The organism is Nitrospinota bacterium (genome assembly GCA_016217735.1).
In the GTDB taxonomy this organism is placed as follows: Bacteria; Nitrospinota_A; UBA7883; order JACRGQ01; family JACRGQ01; genus JACRGQ01.
In genome coordinates, this window is the sequence record JACRGQ010000071.1 from 24,455 (window position 1) to 43,911 (window position 19,457).

A 19,457-nucleotide genomic window follows, 5' to 3' on the forward strand; every position below is an offset into this window, starting at 1 on the left:
GTTCAGGATTTGGAGCGAAAGCCCCCCGATATTTTCCGGGTTAATGCCGATCAAGAAATGCCTCGATTTCTTCCGCTATTTTGGCGCGGGATTTTTTATTGTCTTTGAGTTTAGCCGCCCATGCCCTGCCCGGATGCAGAATATCCCACGGACTATTTTGTTGATTGTGCCGCCCCGAACCCGGGTCGTGGTTTCCAAAACCATCCACCACTTTGTTCCAAAGGGGTGAAAATTTCTCGATCAAGAGGGATTCGCCCAGCGGAATCCAAATATCGTCAACAGCCAAGTATCTGCAAAAAAAGTCTTTTGCATCGAGGTTTTCAGCGTCTTCAATGGATGCAAGATGTTCCTGCAACCGTTTAAACAAAACGTTCCCCGGCTGCTCATCCAAGCCGAAGCCCCCTTTCCGGGCTCCGGCGGGAACGGCCTTGCCCACATAGATGGGCCAATCGAATTTCCTGTTTTTATTTTTCGCCGATATCCGTTTATAGAGGGGAAAATTTCCCGCATAGTAGATTGCGTAAACACCCGCCCCATCGAATTTCAGGACATCCTTCAATTGATGGGCTTTCTGCTCAAGAAGGGCATCGGCGACGCTAAGCCCCAAGTTTTTTTTATCAAGTGGATTAAATGGTTTGTCGTTCATACGTCATTCAATTGTGTCCGCGAAGCAGGGATGCCACGCTTTCCGCCACCGCCTGCCCCAGCCTTACCGGAACGGCGTTACCAATCTGACGCATCGACTCCGTCCATGTGCGGGGGAACAGGTATTTGTCCGGGAAGGTTTGCAAGCGCGCGGATTCCCTCACCGTGAAATAGCGCACATCGCCGGAAGGCAAGACCATCATGTTTTCGCCCCCCGGCACACCATGATCCCCGGCCTTAAGGGTTTTCGCGGGTTCATCAAGGGGGCTGCCTGTATGCCCCGGATAGGTTTTCGCCCCATCGTTAAAAACATGGTTGGGAATTGTCCGCGCTTCTTTCGCGCGGGGATCGGGAAGGCCCGCGATGGCGTCCCGCACCGTGGCCCAAGGTTTCAGGGTTGGCCCAAACAGGCGGGATTCCATTCGCCGTATTTTGGGGGCCAATCTTTTATCCATCCGCGGAATGTGGCGGGAGGAAACGCCATGCCGTTTCCAGTAAGCTCCGCTGATCCACTGGTCAAACAACAACGCATCCTGTGAATGTGTCGGCGCCGGAAAATTCCACTCAAGGTCGATATCGGCGCGAACCGCCACAAAAAACACCCGTTCCCTTTTTTGGGGAACACCGAAATCCGCGGCGTTTAAAAGGCGGAAAAGGACTTTATAAGAAACGTCTTTCCGCCGGGATTGGGTGTGATGCCTTTCAAGGCGCGATAGATGTTCTTCCCAGCCCTCTTCCCGTTTTGCCGCCAAAAAGGGATAGGATAACTGAAGAACGATATACTCAAAATATTTCGAAAAGGCGGGCCGAAGGAGTCCTTTGACGTTTTCAAAAATGACCGCTTTCGGTTGCAGTTCCCTCACCGCCCGAACCGCTTCCGGGAATAAATCACGGCGGTCATTGAACCCCCTATGTTTTCCGGCGAGGGAGAAGGGCTGGCACGGGGGGCCTCCCGCGACAAGGGTTATTTCGCCGTTCAGCGCGGAATAATCAAATTTCCTCACGTCATGCTGGAAAATAGGCCATGCGGCAACCGGCTTCACGCCCCTTTTTTTATTTTCCCGCAGGGTCTCGCATGAATCGGCATCGTATTCAATGACCGCCTTGTGGCTGAACCCGGAGTTGGAAACCCCCATCGCCAAACCACCGGCCCCGGCAAACAGTTCGATTGAATTCACTTACCGCCCCAAGAAATTGAGAACTTTTTTCTTCATTGAACCACTGTTATCAATCTCGCATGTCCAAATAGTTAGTGCCATCCACCCCATGCGTTTAAGCATCTTCATATTATACCCGTCCCGCTTTTTATTTCCCTCCAATTTTGCGCGCCAGAATTTTCGCCGGGCATGGGGAAGCCGCCGCCCGTCCGCGCAGTTATGCCTGTGCCAAAAACAACCGTTTACAAATATCACCTTTTTCTTTTTGGCGAAGACCATATCGGGCGTACCGGGCAGTTTTTTCACATGCAGCCGGTATCGATAACCCAAGGAATGGACAAGGCGGCGGACGGCCAGTTCGGGTTGGGTATTCCTGCTTTTCACCTTGCCCATTAAGCGGCTTCGCTCTATCGGGGATAAGGGGTCTGATCTTTTTGGCGGCACGGTTTGATTTTACCGGAAAACCGGGTCCAATGCGGAGTTTGCCTGCGGCGGCGGCTTGGCGCATAATAGGCGCCGGGGGATTGTAATGGGAAATTACGAAGCGGCGGTGCTTATCGTCGACGATGACGAAGTGGCGCTATTGACGCTGGGCAGCATTCTCAAGCTGGAAGGCTTTCAGGCTCTCACCGCCCGCAACGGACTTGAGGCGCTCAATGTCCTGGAGCGGGAAAGCGTGGATATGATTATCGCCGACCAAAAAATGCCCCATATGGACGGTCCGGGACTGCTCAAAGAGATGAAGAAGCGGGGAATTTCCCTGCCGTTCATCATGCTGACCGGCCACGGCACCATCGATATGGCGGTCGCCATGATGAAGGATGGCGCCACCGACTATATGATCAAGCCGTTTGAACCGCTGGCGCTGGTGGCGGCCGTCCGCCGCAACCTGGAATTCCGGCGGCTGAATGAAGAAAACGTAAAACTCAAAAGCCAGCTAAAAGAACAATACAGCTTCCACAATATCGTCACGCAGTCCGCCCTGATGAAACGGGTGCTGGAAACAACCGAAAAAGTGGCCGCCGCCCTCAATACCACCGTGGCGATCTACGGGGAAAGCGGCACCGGCAAAGAGGTGCTGGCCCGCGCCATTCACTTCTCCGGCCCCCGCATGGCGAACAACTTCGTGGCGGTGAACTGCGCCGGCATCCCCTCCACTCTGCTGGAATCGGAGCTATTTGGCCACGTCAAAGGGGCATTCACGGGGGCGGACCGCGAACGGGACGGCAAGTTCGGCCTAGCGCAGAAAGGAACCATCCTGCTCGATGAGATCGGCGATATGCCGATGGACCTGCAGGTGAAGCTGTTGCGGGTGTTGCAGGAACGGGTATACGAAAAAGTCGGCTCCAATCAGCCGATAAAGGCCGATTTCCGGATTATCGTGTCGACCAACCGCAATTTGGAGGAAATGGTTGGACGGGGAAGTTTCCGGGCCGACCTCTTCCACCGCATCAGTTCGTTTCCGATAACGCTGCCGCCGCTGCGCGAGCGGAAAGAAGATATCCCGCTGCTGGCAAGACACTTCCTCGATCACCTGCGGGAAGAACTGGGAAAGCCGCTCCCTGGCCTTTCGGAGAAGGCGATGGAAAAACTGCTGGGGTACGGATGGCCCGGCAACATCCGCGAACTGAAAAATTGCCTTGAACGGGCCGCCATCCTCACCGAAGGCGAGTTGATCCAGCCGAAACACCTCATCATCAACGAAGATAATGACCGCGCCGCGCCCGGCGGAAGCCGGCCCGGCCATGTACATCTTGTGATAGACCTCCCCGAAGAAGGGTTTTCAATGGAAAAGGTTACGGACGAAGTGCTGAAGCTGGCCCTTGAAAAATGCGGCGGCAACAAATCAAAAGCAGCCGACTTGCTAAAACTGGACCGGAGCATCTTTTACCGCCGCCTCTAACCATCTCCCCCTGAAAAACATAAAATATCCCAAAGATACCGCACTATCACGTTTTTACCGCACAATTTAAGATGCAGTAAAATTATATATAGCTGATTTATCTATTATTACAATTGGCACAGATTATGCTAATTACTAAGCATAGGTTGTAGGAGTCAGGCAGTAAATGACAAAAAAGATTTTTAAGTTGTTTGTTGCATTGGTTTTGACCGCCCATTAAACACGTTAAAAAAACGGGGGGTTTTCCCCTCCCCTCCCCTTTCCCCCCGTTTTTTTCTTTTTCCCTTCCCTTTCCGCTTTTTCCCCGTTTTGCTATAGTAAGCGGTGAGTTCTTTCGCCAAAGGGGGGATCGTGATCAAGAAAAGTTGTTTTGCCGCCATTTTCCTGTTTGCCGCCGCCGGGGCATTTGCCGACACGGACACTCCGCCCACAGCGGTTGAAGCAACGCCGGAAGAGGTGGCTCCGCCAGCGGAAGCGAAGCCAGCAAAAGCTGCGGCACCGCCGGAAGAAGCGAAGCCGGTCGAAGCCCCCGCCCCGAAATTCGGATCCCTTGCCATCATCTCCACCCCTGCGGGAGCCGCCGTGCTTCTGGACGGCAAACCGGCAGGAAACACGCCGTTGGTGGCCGAACAGTTGACTCCCGGCGAACATATCATCCAAGTGAGCAAAGAAGGGAGCATCGGCCATACCCAGGCCATAACGGTCACCGCTGGAGCCCGCGCCGATGTGGCGGTAACGCTCAAGCCGAAGGAAGAAGAGGACAAAGCCCCCCCGCAGATCATCCATACCGTGGGACAAAAACCGCGCGAAGGACGCTCCTACACGGTACGAACCTCCGCGCGCGACAACAAAGGGGTCAAGGAGGTTTTTCTCCACTTCCGCGCGAAGCAGGCCGGAGGAGACTACGTTAAAAGCCCCATGTTCAAGCTGGCGGAAGGCCTCTACGAAGGGGTGGTTCCCAGCAACTTCGTAAAAGGGAGCACACTGCAATATTATCTGGGCGCCGTGGATGCCGCCGGGAATATTGGACTGGATGGCACCCCGGAATCGCCGTATGAGATGGCCATCCAGGCACTGGACAAAGAACCGCCGTCAATCATGCACGAGCCGGCAAAAAACATCTCCGATGCCTCTGAACTGGTTATATCAGCTAAAGTGCTGGATAACTCCGGAACCGCCACCGCCCAGTTCGCCTACCGGAAAGCGGGAGAAAAAAACTTTGTGAAAGAGGTCCGGCCCGCCACCGCCAACGGCGCGGCTTCCCTCAATATCCCGGCGGCGATGATGGGCGGCAACGCGGTTGAATACTACATTGAGGCATGGGACGAGGCGGAAAACCGCGCAACCGCCGGCTCCGCCGAAAAACCGCTCTCCATCGAAATATTAAAAGTAAAGCCCTATGCCGAAGGAATGGTGATCGAACGCAAAGAAGGGGCCAAAGAGGCGGTTATCAATATCGGCTCGCTGGATGGCCTGAAAAAAGGGGATGTGCTGAACGTTATCCGGGCCGATGAAAAAATCGTCGACCAGGCGACCGGGCAGATACGCCACATCAAGCAGGTTGCCGTGGGAAAAATCAAGGTCACGGCCCTCACCCCGAAGACCGCCACCGTGGAAGTGACCGCGGAGATCGCCCCTGAAAAAATCGTTGCCAACCAGCCCACCCAGTTGGTGCGCCTGCGCTGCGGCCCTGTGGGCGGGATCACCGCCACTTCCACCAAAATCCGCGCGGTCGATCTTGCCTGGATGCCGGCCAAAGAGCCCGAAGCGGCCGGCTATATCATCTACCGCGGCGAAACGCGGGAAGGGAAATACGCCATCATCGCAACGCTCAAAGGGGCCGAAACCGCCGCCTACGCCGACACCGACAGCAAGGCGAGCCCGATCAACGATGAAACAACCTACTATTACAAAGTGGCCGCCGTTAACGCCGAAAAGGTGGAAGGTCTCCCTTCTGAACCCGCGGCGGCAACCACCAAGGGAGGTCCCGCCGCCCCCGCCGCCTTCAAGGCGGTTTCCAATGAAATCCTCCAAGTGACCTTCAACTGGACCAAGCCGTCCGATCCGGAAACCGCCGGCTATATCCTCCAAAAGGCCGATACGGAAGACGGCAAGTTTACCGATGTACTTTCCATAAAAAGGGGGGAAGACCTCCAGGCCGTGCTTAAAGCATCCAAGGAAACGCCCTTGGAAGATGGCCGCGCCTATTACTACCGGCTGCTCGCGGTGAACAAGGTGGGGAAAGCGGGTAAACCGTCCGCCACGGTGGCCGCCACCACCCATCCGAAGCCGGAAGCCCCGGCCGCGCCGCGCATCGCCAAAGAGTTCGTCCGCAGCATCTCCCTCAACTGGGATCAACATCCCGACAAGGACGTCGCCGGCTATCTGGTCTACCGGCAGGACGCGCCGGGGGGCGAATTCAAGAAAATCGGCGAAACGAAGGAACGCGCGGCAACCGCCTTGACCGACAAGGGGAACCACCTCAAGGATGGCGCCGAATACCACTACGCGATTTCCGCATACCTCAAAGGGGGAGCCGTGGAAAGCCCCCTCTCGCAAGCCGTAAAGGCCGCCACCTTCGGCCCGCCCGAAACCCCGCGGGACTTTAAGGCAAGCGCCGGAAAATTCCGCGAAGTGCAATTGACCTGGACGCCCATCAAGCAAGAGGATATCGCCGGTTACGAACTGTTCCGCGACGCCGATGGAAAAAAACCCGAGTCGATAAAAAAACTTCCCGGGCGTGACGTGGCCGCCTACACCGACAAGGGAGGGGTGTTTGGCGCGCTAAAGGACAACGCCGCTTACCAATACCGAATTGCCTCGTATAACGTGGCCGATGTGCCAAGTGCGCAGTCGGAGCCGGTGACGGGCGTTACCAAGCCGTTGCCCGCCAAACCGGCCGGCCTTGACGGAACCAGCGGCGAAGTGAAGCGGACATCCCTTAAATGGAACGCCAACGCCGAAAAAGATATCAAAGAATATCTAGTCTACCGAAGCATGAACGCCGACAAGGGCTTCTCCCCGGCCGGAAGCGCGAAAGAAACCTCTTTCACCGCCGGCAAACTGGAAGACGGCGCAACATACTACTTCCGCGTGACGGCGAAAGATACCGACGGATTGGAAAGCGAACCGTCGGATACCGTCAACGTCGCCACCAAGCCGCTGCCAGCGGCTCCCGGCGCCCCCGCCGCCACGGCGGAACAGACCGTGGCCGGCCTTTCCTGGAACCCCTCCCCCACCGGCGACGTGGTGAAATACAACATCTACAAAAAAGGATTTTTGGGCGGGTCGATTGCCGGAACGGTCACGGATACGTCTTTCACGGTGAAAGACCTCAAAGCGGATTCTTCCTACACGTTCTATGTTACGGCGGTCGATTCCACCGGGCTTGAAAGCAAGCCCTCAGCCGCCGTTGACGTAAAAACGCCGAAATAAACAGCAACAGCAGCTACTTGTCATCCTGAGCTATAGGCGAAGGATCTCTTTCCGGAAAGGGATTCTTCGCTCCGCTCAGAATGACATGCCTAAATAATTTTTCAACGCCCCGCGGGTTCCCGCTTTTTTTCGCCTGATGCGGGAGGCCGCTTATTTGCGGTTGATGGCGCGGTGGGCGATGTCTTTGCGGTAAAACATATCCTTGAACTTGATGGTGGCGGCCCGTTCGTAGGCGCGCCTCACCGCCTCTTCGATGGTCGATCCGCCGGCGGTTACTCCCAGCACGCGCCCCCCGGCCGTCACGATCTTGCCCCCTTCCAGCTTTGTGCCGGCATGGAAGACCACCACGTTTTCAGCATCGGCGTTAAGCCCTTCGATGGGAAACCCTTTTGCAAAATCGCCTGGATAACCATCGGAGGCGATCACCACACAGACGGCGGCGTCGTTTTTCCATTGTGGCGTAACGCTCATGACGTTCCCCGCCACCGCCGCTTCCAGCAGGGTCAGCAGATCGCCGTGGTAGCGGAACATCAGCGGCTGCGCCTCGGGGTCGCCCAGGCGGACGTTGAATTCCAGCACATACGGCTCGCCGTTGCTCACCATGATCCCCGCATAGAGGAAACCGGTGAACGGGCATCCCTCTTCGCGCATCGTTTTGATGAGCGGGGCGATGACCTTGCGCCTGATTTTTTCATCCACCTCTTTCGTCACCACCGGCGCGGGACTGTAGGCTCCCATACCGCCGGTGTTCGGCCCCTTGTCGCCGTCAAAAATCCGCTTGTGATCCTGCGCGCTGGCCAGCGGCACGAAGTCCGCGCCATCCGCCACCACGATGTAGCTGGCCTCTTCACCGGGAAGAAACTGTTCAATGATGATGGTGTCGCCGCTATCGCCAAACGCACCGAACTCCATGGTTGCAGAGATAAAAATCTCCGCTTCCGTTTTGTCGCCGGTGACCAGCACCCCTTTGCCGGCGGCCAGGCCGTCCGCTTTTATCACCAGTGGAAACGGGGCGGTTTCGAGATACGCGATGGCGGAGGCGGCGCTGGTAAACGCTTTGTAGTGCGCGGTGGGGATACCCGCCTTGACGAGCATCTCCTTCATGAAGACCTTGCTCCCCTCCAACCGCGCGGCGCTTTGGGTGGGGCCGAATATCTTCAGGCCGTTTTTCTGAAACAGGTTCACCACCCCTTTGACGAGGGGGATTTCGGGGCCGACGACGGTGAAATCGATCCGCTCTTTTTGCGCGAAGGCAAGCAGCCCTTCCACGTCGTCCGCCGCCACCGGCACGTTGGCGGCGATGGACGCGGTGCCGGGATTGCCGGGCGCGCAGAACAGCTTTGTCACGCGGGGGCTTTGGCTCAAACGCCACGCGATGGCATGCTCGCGCCCGCCGCCGCCGATCACCAAGACTTTCATAACGGGCAAAAGTATACCACCGATGGCGGCGCGGTGGCGTTGAAATGACGAAAGTCATTTGACCCGCGTCCCACTGTGATAATCTGGCGTTTATGCCAATGAAAAAAAAGCCCCTGGCCACCGGCCGGATCCGCCCGGCCACCTTTGCCCCCTACATGCCGGCGGGAGTTATTGAAATCGGCGAACTGGAAAAGCTGGTTGCCCGATTGAAGGAATCCGGCGCGGAAAAAGTGAAGTTCGGCGGCGAGATGGTGTTCGTTTGGGAAGGGCATGAACGCCCGCACGATCCGGCTCCCGGCTATGAATCGAACAACTTTAAAGCGCCCCGCGTCCGCCCCGTGCGGCTCTGCAGCGCGGAGGTGTTCTGCCAGCGCTACAAACGCCCGGTGCTGGCCTTGGCGCGGGAGATCGACAAACGGTTCCGCGGAACCCCCCTGCCGGTCAAACTGCACATCGGCATCGCCGGCTGCCCGCGGAGTTGCAGCGAGCCGGCGGTGAAAGACATCGGGATCATCGCGCACAATCAGGGGTACGAAATCCTGCTGGGCGGTTCGGCGGGTCTTGGCCCGGTGCTGGCCCAGAGCGCCGGCCTTGCCAACGACGAAGAGGCGGTGCTCGCCGTGATCAAACGGGTCATCACATATATGCAGGAGGGCGGCAAAAAAATGCGGCTTGGACGGCTTATCGCCAAAATCGGCAGGGAGCGTTTCCTCGAAGAGTCGGGCCTTGCCACGCTGCTGCTGCCGTGGCAAACCACAGATGAAGAAGGTTCGGACGCGGAATAGTCCGCCCGTTTTGCATATGCCGCCGGTTGCGGTATTATTAAGCCATTATCAATCATGGACATTGAAATCGCCAGTTCATCTAACGGCCAACACGGCTACCCGTGTTGGCGGCAATCAAATGAATATTAATAATCCGCCAACGGAAGCAATGAATCACAAAACCGGCCCGCGCCGCAACGCGCGCCCCATAATCACCGAACCGCCAAAAATCACTTTCACCCCGCCGGACAACGGCGGCTTTTTCATCGCTTCGCGTTGCGCCATTCCCAAAGGAGTTTTTTATGGCTAAAGCAGTCGGCGTTTACGTGGACCTGAGCAATCTGAACATGGGGGGCGGCTACGGCATGCGCTTCGACGTGCTGCGCGATTTCGCCAGCCGCGACGGTTACAACCCGGTCCGCCTCAACGTCTACGCGGTGTTCGACGAGGAAAAAGGGCGCACCGACAGCAATTACCGCCACGGCACCAACGATTTTTATTCCACCCTGCGCGACTGGGGCTACAAGGTCATCGAGAAAAAAGTGAAGTGGTTCACCGACGAAATGGGAGTCCGCCACAGCAAGGCGAACACCGACCTGGAAATGGCCGTGGACGCGCTGCTGCAATCCGAGGGGATGGAGAAGGTGATATTGGCCACCGGCGACGGCGACTTCGTGCAGGTGGCGCGCGCGCTGCAGAGCAAAGGGCTGCGCTGCGAGGTGACCGCGTTCAAAAACGTATCGTACGACCTGAAGAAGGAGGCCGACCTCTTCGTGAGCGGCTACCTTATCCCCGGCCTTCTGCCGATAGAGGGGGGCGGCGAATGGGGCAAGCCGGGAAGCAAGGTGCGCGGCACCTGCAACAAGTTCTTCAAGGACAAGGGATACGGCTTCATGCGTTTCTTGAACAAGCTGGACAACCTCTGGATCACCGACCCGCGCAAGCCGCCCTCCCCTTATGGAAGCGCGTTCGCCCACCTCTACAACTTTCGGGATCAGACGGTGGCGGACGAACTCCCCAGCCGCGACATCGTATTCGAGTTCGACCTGACGCCGGGGGAAAAGGGAATGGAGGCGCGCAATATCGTGCCGGTGAACGAAGGACGCAAGCGCGGCAACTCTTTCGCGGCGGCCGATAAACGCGGCCCGGCGGACCACCATGAGGACTACCCGGCGGGCGACGAAGAGCTTCCCGAATATTCCGCCAACGCCGAAACGCCGTAAACGCGCGCCGGGAAACAGGGGACGTACCGATGAAGCTGAAAGGGAAGGGGTAAATAGCATGGGCTTTGGCGAATTTCTTGTGGACAAGGGGGTCATCACAAAAGAGCAGCACGATATCGCCCTGCGGCTGCAAAACAAGAAGCGGCTATTGGGCGTCATCGCCGAAGAAGAAGAGTATATGACCGCCGAGGAGGTGTGCGCCGTCATGGAGCATACGGACGGCAAACCCGACCTCATGTTCGGCGAAGCGGCGGTCTCCATGGGGTACCTGACCTCCAATCAGTTGCGCTATCTGCTGGATGTCAGGACGCGCCGCAAGGTGAGGATTGGAGACGTTCTCGTTCAAAACGGGTTCATCAATGAAGAGACCCTGCACCGCGAATTGATGAGCTTCAACGCCGGGAAAAACCGGCTCAATACAATACTGATTTGCGAGCCGACGCAAACGGTGGCCAAGATACTGGAGCGGACGCTCGCCAAATACGGCTATACGGTTCTCCTCGCCAAAACGGGACACCAAGCGATGGACATGGCTAAAAAAGCGAAGCCGGACATTTTGATCACGAGCACCACGTTAAGCGATACGGACGGATACAAGCTCTGTTTTAGCATCCTTTCAGACCCGGCGACCTCCGGCATTCAGACCGTCATCCTTTCCAGCGATATTGATAAAGAAAGGATAGACGCCGCCTTTGACGCGGGGGTGAACCATTTTCTGGGAAAACCGGTTCAAGAGAGCGAGTTGATCAACATCATCTGCCAGATGGAGAAGGAAGCCGGGGAAAAACGGCCTGAGCATATATTGGTTGTGGATGACAGCCCCGTGGCGCGCGCCCTTATTTCCCAGGAGCTTTCTCCGCAATGGGCGCACATCCACATGGCCGCGAACGGCGGCGAGGCGCTGGAAAAAGCGCGAATCATCAAGCCGGACATCATAACAATGGATGTCGAAATGCCGGTCATGGATGGGCTTGAGACCTGCCGCCGGCTTAAGGAAGACCCGGTTACCCAGGATATACCGGTAATCTTCATTACCGCGCGTAACACGCCGGAATTCCGCGAGAAGGGGTTTGAAGTGGGCGGCGTTGAGTATTTCACAAAGCCGTTCATGCCGGGGCACCTCACCTCGTTTATCAAAATGCTGCTGGAAGCGAAGAAAATACACAAGACGGGAAACATCCTCGTGGTGGACGACAGCGGCACCACGCGGCACATACTGAAATACTTCTTCGCCAAAAACGGCTACAACGTTTATTCGGCGGAGAATGGCGTGGTAGCCCTCAAGGTGCTGGAAAAGGCCGGCATGGACATCGTGGTGACGGATTGCTATATGCCGAAAATGGATGGGTTCGCACTGGCTCAAAAAATAAGGAAGGAGGCCGCATATCGGCAAATACCGGTCATAATGCTCACCGCATCCGGCAACAAGAGTGACGTTTTGAAGGGGCTTGCCGCCGGGGCAAACGATTTCCTGCTAAAACCGTTCGACGAATCCGAATTATTGGCCCGGGTGACAAGCCATCTGAAAGTCAAGAGGCTGTTCGAGCAGCTTGAAGAGGAAAAAGAGGCGCTAAGGAAAATCAGCCTGGAAAAAGACAAATTGCTGGGTTGCGCGGCGCACGACCTGCGGAACCCCATCAGTTCGATCAAGGGGTATACCGACCTGCTCCTGGAAAAGGATTGTGACGAAACGACGGCAAAAAAGTTTCTCGGCATCATCCACGATGCCAGTGACGGAATGCTGCGCCTGCTTGAAGACCTGTTGGACGCATATACGCTTGAAAGCGGTATCGTAACCCTGAATAAACAGGCTGGCAACCTGGCGGAACTGCTGGTAAAAAGGGTCGCCATCGCATCGGTGCTGGCAAAACAGAAAAACATAACGATCCACCACTCCCCGCCGGAACTGGAAGCGGTCTTTGATGCCTCAAAAATAGGGCAGGTGGTGGACAACCTTTTGGCGAATGCGGTTAAATTCACCATACCGGGGAAAAACATATATGTTTCGCTGGAGGATTACATTTCCACGGTGAAAGTTATCGTCCGGGATGAAGGGGTTGGAATACCTGACGGGGAAAAATCCAAACTGTTCAAGCCGTTCAGCAGACTGAGCGTGAAGCCGACCGGCAATGAAAAAAGCACCGGTTTGGGGCTGGCGATATGCGACGGAATAATAAAAGCGCACGGGGGGGAGATGGGGGTTGAAAGCAAAGTGGGCGTGGGCAGCGTATTTTATTTCTCAATTCCTAAAAGTTGATTGCATAAGGACAAACAGGTAATGGGCGCGGAAAGCGGCAAAATGAAAATACTTCTCGTCGACGACTCCAAGGTGGCGTTGACCATGTATAAAGATGGTCTTAGCGATGAACTGTACGAGAAGAAATATGCCCATAACGGCAACGAGGCGTTGTTGTTTTACAAGTCGTGGCAGCCCGACCTCATCGTGCTGGACATTCAGATGCCCGAAATGACCGGGTATACGGTGCTTAAGAAAATTCGCGAGATGGAAAAAGTGTCGGGCCGCCGCACGGCCATTGTAATGGCGACGGCGATGGGGGATAAAAGCGACATCGTGGATTGCGCGAAGGTGGGTATCCAGGGATATATCGTAAAACCGTTCAAGCAGGACGAACTGCCCGGCCGGCTGGAAAACTACTACAACCTGTTCCAGAAAGACGGGGGCAAACAGTAACGCCCGGTGAAAAAGGGGAACTGGCGGGCCGCCGCTCCCCCCGCCGGCGGTTATTTCTTCAATATCCCTTCAATTTCCAGTTGCAGCTTCACCTTGTCCCCCACCACCAGGCCGCCGCCGTCCAGCAGCTTGTTCCAGACCATGCCGTAATCGGCGCGGATCACTTCCCCTTCGGCGGTGAACCCGGCGCGCTTGTTTCCCCACGGATCGTTGGCGGTTCCCAAAAATTCACCGGTCAGCGTAACCGCCTTGGTGACGCCGTGGATGGTGAGATCGCCGGTCACCTGCATCTTGCCGCCGCCGAGGGAGCGGCTGTTCTTTAGCGTAAAGGTGATTTCGGGAAACTTTTCGGCGTCGAAAAACTCGGGCGAGCGGAGATGATCGTCGCGTTTCTGGTCGCCAGTGTTGACGCTGGCCGTCTTGATGGCGGCTTGGGCGCTGTTGATGCCCTTCTTTGCCTCGTCAAAGTCGAAGCTCCCTTCAAACTCGTCGAATTTCCCCTTCACATTGGAGATGACCATATGCTTGACGGAGAAGCCGATGTTGCAGTGTGCCTTGTCCAGAACGTAAGTGGCCGCCGCCGCCCGCTCCGCCCCGCCGATGATGAATGCCGTGACCGTGAGCAATGCCAACAATTTTTTCATATGAGCCTCCATAATGATTATGTGCGTCATTCTAACATTGCCGCCGCGATTTCCGCTGAAGTTTGCCCCGCGATGGGGAAATTAACGCACGGCGAGGTGGATGCCGACCGCGGCCGCCGCCAGCGCGAACCCTCCCAGCCCCACCAAGGCGATTGTGTGCCCGCGCCAGCCGATGACGGTGCGCCCAAACATGAGAAGGGCATAGACGAACCAGACCACGATGATCGGGAGCACCCGCCCCGGCTTCGGGCCGAAAAACGAGCCGAACAGCTTGTGGGACCAGATCATGCCGCTCAAGACGCCGACGCTGATAAGCGGGAAACCGAACACCAACGCCCGGTTCAGCAGAAGGTCGAGGGTGCCGAGATCCGGCATCCGTTTGAACAGGCCGCTGAAACGGTGGTGCTTCAGCTCGTTTTCCTGGATGAGATACATGGCGCTGGCGGCGAACACCACGATGAACGACGAGAGCGCCAAAAACGAAACGGTGTAGTGCATGGTGAGCCAGAAGGCGCGCACCTGCCCGCCGCTCTCTTCCGGCAACAGCATGGAATACGCCATCAAAAGAAAGGCCAGCGGAGAAACGAATGCGCCCACCGACGCGATGCGGCGGAGAAACACGGCGAACACCAGCAACACCGCCATGGTGGTCCAAGCGAAGAACGAGGTGTATTCAAACGGAGTGGTGTAGGGGCCGTGGCCGGTCTTGGCCGAAATAGCCATGAGGCCCGCCGTGTGCAGCCCAAAGCCGAGCAGCGCCATGATGACCGCCAGCGCGTGGAAAAACTGGCGCCGCACGGCGAGGTGCATGAAAAATTTCAGCATCGCCAGGAAGTAGCAAAAGAGCGCCAGGGTGAGCAACGTCTTCATTTGGCGAATTCCTTATATACCTCTTCCGCCGCGGGACGCGCGCCGCCGCGCAGCCGTTCAAGAAGGTCGCTGTTCACAATCGCCGTCATCAGTTTCATCCGGCGGTCGATATCCTTTTCCCGCGCCTGCGCCAGTTGCCGCACCTCGCCGAGCAGCCGGAGCATCACGCCATATTCCGGGCCGAAGTGCCCTTCCATCTCCTTGCGGATGCGCTTGGCCATCGCGGGGCTTTTGCCGGAGGTGGAAATGGCGATGGTCAGGTCCCCCTGTTCCACAACCGCCGGCACGATGAACGTGCAAAGCTCCGGCACGTCCACCACGTTCACCGGAATGCCCAGCGCATTCGCATCGGCGTATACGGAACGGTTCACCGCCTCGTTGTCGGTGCTGGCGATGGCGAGCGCCGCCCCCTGAAGGTCGCCCGCGCCGTAGCTGCGGGGAAAGTGCGTTACCGCGCCGCCGTCGATGAGCGGCTTCAGCGAGGGGTCTATCGCGGGGGCGATCACGGTCACCTTCGCGCCGCATTCCGCCAGCGATTCCGCCTTGCGGGCGGCAACCTCGCCGCCGCCCACCACCACGCAACGCTTCCCCAGCAGGTCGAGCATCATCGGATAGAAGCGGGGCACTATTTCTTCTCCCCCAGCAGCTTGTTGAGTTCCGCCATGAATTCGTTAACGTCGCGGAACGAGCGGTAGACCGAGGCGAAACGCACATAAGCCACTTCGTCGGTGTTTTTCAGCTCGTCCATGATCGCCTGCCCGATGATGGCGCTTTTGATTTCTTTTTCGCCCAGGTCACGCAGCCGCTTGGTCACGCGGTCGATGATCGCTTCCTTCTGTTCCACGCTTACCTGCCGCTTTTCAAACGCCTTGTCCAGCCCCTTGCGTATCTTCTCGCGGTCGAACTCCTCGCGGCGGCCGTCTTTTTTGATGATGAGCGGCAGCATCTCTTCGATGCGTTCGTGGGTGGTGAAGCGGTCGCCGCACTTGTCGCACTCGCGGCGACGGCGGATGATATCGCCTTCCTTGCTCACGCGCGAGTCGACCACCTTGTTTTCGGTGTTACCGCAAAACGGACCTTTCATGCCGCACTCCTTTGCCCGGCCGCGCGGCCGGTTGCCGCCGGGCGCCGTATCATCGTTTGCCGATTCCCGCTTACAGCCGGTTGGCGTAGAGCGGGAACTCCCTGGAAAGCGCTTCCACCTTTTTGCGCACGCCGGCGGCGACGGCGGCGTTGTCCGGCGCGTCCAGCGTCTCGCCGATCCATTTGGCGATCTGCCGCATCTCCCCTTCCTTCATGCCGCGGGTGGTGAGCGCGGGGGTGCCGATCCGGACGCCGCTGGTGACCATCGGCTTTTCGGGATCGAACGGGATCGTGTTCTTGTTCACGGTGATGCCCGCTTCTTCCAAAGCGTGCTGCGCCGCCTTGCCGGTGATCTTTTTCGGCCGGAGGTCGACCAGCACCAGATGGACATCGGTGCCGCCCGACACGAGGCGGAAGCCATGCGCGGTCAGTTCCTCGCCCAACGCCTTTGCGTTTTTCAGTATCTGCCGCTGATACGCCTTGAAGGACGGCTGGAGCGCCTCCTTAAACGCGACCGCCTTTGCCGCGATGACGTGCATGAGCGGCCCCCCCTGTATGCCGGGGAACACGGCGGTATCAAGCTCCTTGGCGTATTGCGCGCGGCACATGCTCATGCCGCCGCGCGGACCGCGCAGCGTCTTATGCGTGGTGGTGGTGACAAAATCGGAGTGCGGCACCGGGCTGGGATGCAGCCCCGCCGCCACGAGGCCGGCGAAGTGCGCCATGTCGGTCATCAACATCGCCCCCACCTCGTCCGCCACGCGGCGGAAAGCGGCGAAATCGAGTACGCGCGGATAGGCGCTCCACCCGGCGATGATGAGCTTCGGGCGGTGCTCTTTCGCCAGCTTCAGCAGATCGCCGTAGTCAACCTGCTCGGTGTCGCGGTTCACGCCGTAAGCGGCGATCTTGTAGAGGCGGCCCGATATGTTGAGCGGGTGGCCGTGCGTGAGGTGGCCGCCGTGCGAGAGGTTCATCCCCAGAATGGTGTCGCCCGGCTTGAGCGCGGCGAGGAAGATGGCGGTGTTGGCCTGCGAGCCGGAGTGCGGCTGCACGTTGGCATGGTCGACGCCGAAGAGCTGCTTGGCGCGGTCAATGGCAAGCTGCTCCGCCACGTCGACAAACTCGCAGCCGCCGTAATAACGCCTGCCGGGATACCCCTCGGCGTACTTGTTGGTGAGCACCGAGCCTTGCGCCTCCAGCACCGCCTCGGAGACGAAATTCTCGCTGGCGATCATCTCCAGCGTGTGCGCCTGGCGGCCGGTTTCATCTTGGATGGCCTTAAAAATTTCCGGGTCGGTCTTGGCGAGTTCGGACATGGCGCCCCTTCCTTTACTTGTTGTTATCTTCTTTTTTATTGTTCAATATCTGGTTCACCGAATCGTGGATCATCTTTTCTATGGCCTTGCTGTCCACTTCGTGGTGCTTGTCGAGGTAATGCGTCACCACTTTTTTCACCACGCTCTCCACGTGGGCCGTGTCGATTTTTTCCAGGCGGCGGATGTGCCGCCCCCCCTCGAAATCGGTGGTGAGCCAAGTCATCACGATCTCTTCCGCCAGCGCCGGCCCGATGACGCGCCCGCCGATAACCAGCACGTTGGAATCGTTGTGCAGGCGGCTCATCCGGGCCGAGTAGATATCGTTGCACAGCGCGGCGCGAACCCCTTGGTGGCGGTTGGCGGTGATGCTCATGCCGATGCCGGTGCCGCAGATAAGCACAGCGCGCTGATTTTTGCCCGCCGCTATCCGCTCGGCCACCACATGGCCATAGTCCGGGTAATCCACCGAATCGGTGGAATTGGTGCCGAGATCGTCCACTTCGTAACCCTGTTTTTCCAGGAGATCGATGACATATTTTTTCATTCCGACCCCGCCATGATCGCAGGCGACGGCGATTCTTCCGTTGCTAATAGTCCACCCCCGGTTACGTTAAAGGTTTTGAGTAAAACGGTAAGAGAAGATGGTATTTTATCCCCGCCCCAAAATCAACCGCTAACCCGCTTTTGGCCCCGATGACCCTAATCTATTTGCGGTTTTAAGGCCATTTTACGGTAAAGCGTTTTTCGGGATAGTTGATCTCGAGAACAAACCTGCTTAGGAAGCTGTTTACTCCAAGAAGAACAACGTTCAGGTTCGGCATGAAGTCTATCGGCGTGTTGTCAATCGTATAGATGACATCCTCGGTTTCCGGATGGAATATCTCGAATCTTGTGGAGTGGGCGTAGGCAGATGTTATGCCATTACCGGTGGATATCTGTTTGGTGATTCCCTGTTCCAGATTGTGCCCCAGAATGGCCGAGTAACCCGCCGGGATGGCGCATTCATCCGCGCCCGTATCAATAAGGCCATACGTTTTGGCGCTAAGCCCGGTGTGGGGGTTGGAGATTCTTATGCGAAGATAAGGACGCGCAATACCGCCATGCTCACGGCTGAAAGGGAAATTGCGTATTGGCATGGGGGTGGTTAATAAATGTGAACCATGCCTTCCACGGGGATATAAAAAATGACTGGTTCTTTGACGCCCATTTTCTGGGCTTCTTCGTGAGCGGCTTTCGGCGTGTCGGCCGCGCTAATTACATCCACGTCGGCAAACGACTTTTTAGCGATGTACTTGCCGGCAAAATCCTTATGGTTCTTCAAAATTATGCTTTCCAAAATTATTCTCCCTATTCGCTCATCCTTTGAGAATAACAGGGTAAACCTTGGAATAGCAAATCTTACCTGGCCCCGTTTTTGTCCTCCGCGCAAAGGCGGAGATTCAGACGTATTTTTAAAACTCTCTTCATCTTGCGCCTTGCCGAATGCTGCAAAATCCAACACATCTCGGACATTTATTTGTCACAAATCATGAAAAATACCCCGAAAAGGGTATTGACTTTGCAGGGGGGGGTATAAAATTGGACGACATGGATTGTATTTTCAAATAGCATAAAGGGGGGTGTAAATGGATAGGCCGTTGAAAGTTGAGGTCACCAATAAAAAAAATAAGTTGTTTCAGTACGCCGACACCTACTACGCGCGAGAAACAGCCAAGAATTCTGCGGCGGCGGTGGAGAGTTTGTCTGAAATTTCAAGCGGCATAGACCGTACCAACGCTAATCTACGAAGCTTGAACGAAAGCCTGAAAGCAAGCAACGACCATAACCAAAGAACCGCGAAAAACACCGAGATAACCGCCATCCTTGCGCAAAAGGATGACCAGAAAAAACGTGAACAAAAAGCTATCAAAAATGCAATATTTGCATTCAAACAGGATATGGAGTTTGTCAACTCTACTAATAAGGGACTTGCGCGGTTCCTCAAGTTGAAGACATTAACAGACTTCTGCGACCAGATGCTTGTTCCGGCCATCAACAGGCTGGATGAAATCAGCGACAAAGAATACGCCAACAATTTGATAAAAACAGTTTACTCTGGCATAGAGGAATCTTTCGCCCGCCTTAACGATGCCGAAAAGGACGACCTAAATCGGATGGAACGTCATTTACTAAGGAAGTCGTTAGTAAGGCGACATGATTATGCGGCATAACGTACATTCGGCTCGTCAAAGAACGAGCGTACCTTTTTCTGGTTGCGCTGTAGCGATTTCAAATGACCATGAGCCTTCTTCCTCAGATCGTCCGGC

Annotated in this window: 20 protein-coding genes; 8 read left to right on the forward strand and 12 right to left on the reverse strand. The window is 56.6% G+C overall.

Going from position 1 to position 19,457, the window contains the following annotated elements; all coding sequences use genetic code 11:
* Positions 1 to 40: 40 nt before the first annotated feature.
* From HZA03_11955 to vsr, 3 genes are read right to left on the reverse strand one after another with little or no spacing between them, the layout of a single operon-like run.
* Entirely contained in the window at positions 41 to 646 is a 606-nt protein-coding gene (locus HZA03_11955; protein MBI5638668.1) for an Eco29kI family restriction endonuclease, read from the reverse strand.
* Between the two features lie 7 nt (positions 647 to 653).
* The gene (locus HZA03_11960) at positions 654 to 1,823 is read right to left on the reverse strand and encodes a DNA cytosine methyltransferase (GenBank protein MBI5638669.1); all 1,170 of its coding nucleotides are present in this window, start codon (positions 1,821 to 1,823) and stop codon (positions 654 to 656) included.
* On the reverse strand, positions 1,824 to 2,195 hold the full coding sequence (gene vsr / locus HZA03_11965; protein MBI5638670.1) for a DNA mismatch endonuclease Vsr: 372 nt from the start codon (positions 2,193 to 2,195) through the stop codon (positions 1,824 to 1,826). It abuts the gene before it with no gap.
* Positions 2,196 to 2,331: 136 nt separating this feature from the next.
* Between vsr and HZA03_11970 the strand changes: the two genes are divergently transcribed.
* Entirely contained in the window at positions 2,332 to 3,705 is a 1,374-nt protein-coding gene (locus HZA03_11970; GenBank protein MBI5638671.1) for a sigma-54-dependent Fis family transcriptional regulator, read from the forward strand.
* A gap of 351 nt (positions 3,706 to 4,056) precedes the next feature.
* Positions 4,057 to 7,140, forward strand: coding sequence for a fibronectin type III domain-containing protein (locus HZA03_11975; protein ID MBI5638672.1), 3,084 nt, complete (start codon positions 4,057 to 4,059; stop codon positions 7,138 to 7,140).
* 150 nt (positions 7,141 to 7,290) lie between these two features.
* Here the strand turns inward: HZA03_11975 and purD are convergent, their stop codons facing one another.
* A complete protein-coding gene (gene purD / locus HZA03_11980; GenBank protein ID MBI5638673.1) occupies positions 7,291 to 8,559 on the reverse strand; it encodes a phosphoribosylamine--glycine ligase in 1,269 nt (422 codons plus the stop codon).
* A 98-nt stretch (positions 8,560 to 8,657) separates the two neighbouring features.
* Between purD and HZA03_11985 the strand changes: the two genes are divergently transcribed.
* From HZA03_11985 to HZA03_12005, 5 genes are read left to right on the forward strand one after another with little or no spacing between them, the layout of a single operon-like run.
* On the forward strand, positions 8,658 to 9,344 hold the full coding sequence (locus HZA03_11985; GenBank protein MBI5638674.1) for a hypothetical protein: 687 nt from the start codon (positions 8,658 to 8,660) through the stop codon (positions 9,342 to 9,344).
* The gene (locus HZA03_11990; GenBank protein MBI5638675.1) at positions 9,319 to 9,633 is read left to right on the forward strand and encodes a hypothetical protein; all 315 of its coding nucleotides are present in this window, start codon (positions 9,319 to 9,321) and stop codon (positions 9,631 to 9,633) included. Before HZA03_11985 ends, HZA03_11990 begins: the two co-directional genes overlap by 26 nt.
* Positions 9,626 to 10,546, forward strand: coding sequence for an NYN domain-containing protein (locus tag HZA03_11995; GenBank protein ID MBI5638676.1), 921 nt, complete (start codon positions 9,626 to 9,628; stop codon positions 10,544 to 10,546). Before HZA03_11990 ends, HZA03_11995 begins: the two co-directional genes overlap by 8 nt.
* Before the next feature lie 58 nt (positions 10,547 to 10,604).
* Positions 10,605 to 12,803, forward strand: a complete 2,199-nt coding sequence (locus tag HZA03_12000; protein ID MBI5638677.1) for a response regulator — start codon at positions 10,605 to 10,607, stop codon at positions 12,801 to 12,803.
* A 42-nt stretch (positions 12,804 to 12,845) separates the two neighbouring features.
* Positions 12,846 to 13,238, forward strand: coding sequence for a response regulator (locus HZA03_12005; GenBank protein ID MBI5638678.1), 393 nt, complete (start codon positions 12,846 to 12,848; stop codon positions 13,236 to 13,238).
* Between the two features lie 50 nt (positions 13,239 to 13,288).
* Here the strand turns inward: HZA03_12005 and HZA03_12010 are convergent, their stop codons facing one another.
* From HZA03_12010 to HZA03_12045, 8 genes are all read right to left on the reverse strand, one after another.
* A complete protein-coding gene (locus tag HZA03_12010) occupies positions 13,289 to 13,882 on the reverse strand; it encodes a polyisoprenoid-binding protein (GenBank protein MBI5638679.1) in 594 nt (197 codons plus the stop codon).
* 81 nt (positions 13,883 to 13,963) lie between these two features.
* Positions 13,964 to 14,752, reverse strand: a complete 789-nt coding sequence (gene ccsA, locus HZA03_12015) for a cytochrome c biogenesis protein CcsA (protein MBI5638680.1) — start codon at positions 14,750 to 14,752, stop codon at positions 13,964 to 13,966.
* Entirely contained in the window at positions 14,749 to 15,378 is a 630-nt protein-coding gene (locus tag HZA03_12020) for a bifunctional precorrin-2 dehydrogenase/sirohydrochlorin ferrochelatase (GenBank protein MBI5638681.1), read from the reverse strand. The genes ccsA and HZA03_12020 overlap by 4 nt, the downstream gene beginning before the upstream one ends.
* Positions 15,378 to 15,836 carry a transcriptional repressor NrdR gene (nrdR, locus tag HZA03_12025; GenBank protein ID MBI5638682.1) on the reverse strand — a complete coding sequence of 153 codons (459 nt, stop codon included), beginning with the start codon at positions 15,834 to 15,836 and terminating at the stop codon, positions 15,378 to 15,380. Before nrdR ends, HZA03_12020 begins: the two co-directional genes overlap by 1 nt.
* A 70-nt stretch (positions 15,837 to 15,906) precedes the next feature.
* Positions 15,907 to 17,151: a serine hydroxymethyltransferase gene (locus HZA03_12030; GenBank protein MBI5638683.1), complete on the reverse strand. Its 1,245-nt coding sequence runs from the start codon at positions 17,149 to 17,151 to the stop codon at positions 15,907 to 15,909.
* A 13-nt stretch (positions 17,152 to 17,164) separates the two neighbouring features.
* The gene (rpiB, locus tag HZA03_12035; GenBank protein MBI5638684.1) at positions 17,165 to 17,743 is read right to left on the reverse strand and encodes a ribose 5-phosphate isomerase B; all 579 of its coding nucleotides are present in this window, start codon (positions 17,741 to 17,743) and stop codon (positions 17,165 to 17,167) included.
* A gap of 124 nt (positions 17,744 to 17,867) precedes the next feature.
* Positions 17,868 to 18,287 carry a hypothetical protein gene (locus HZA03_12040; GenBank protein MBI5638685.1) on the reverse strand — a complete coding sequence of 140 codons (420 nt, stop codon included), beginning with the start codon at positions 18,285 to 18,287 and terminating at the stop codon, positions 17,868 to 17,870.
* An 8-nt stretch (positions 18,288 to 18,295) separates the two neighbouring features.
* Entirely contained in the window at positions 18,296 to 18,652 is a 357-nt protein-coding gene (locus HZA03_12045) for a hypothetical protein (protein MBI5638686.1), read from the reverse strand.
* A gap of 124 nt (positions 18,653 to 18,776) precedes the next feature.
* On the opposite strand from HZA03_12045, the gene HZA03_12050 reads away from it, so the two are divergent.
* Positions 18,777 to 19,361: a hypothetical protein gene (locus HZA03_12050; protein ID MBI5638687.1), complete on the forward strand. Its 585-nt coding sequence runs from the start codon at positions 18,777 to 18,779 to the stop codon at positions 19,359 to 19,361.
* Positions 19,362 to 19,457: the final 96 nt, after the last annotated feature.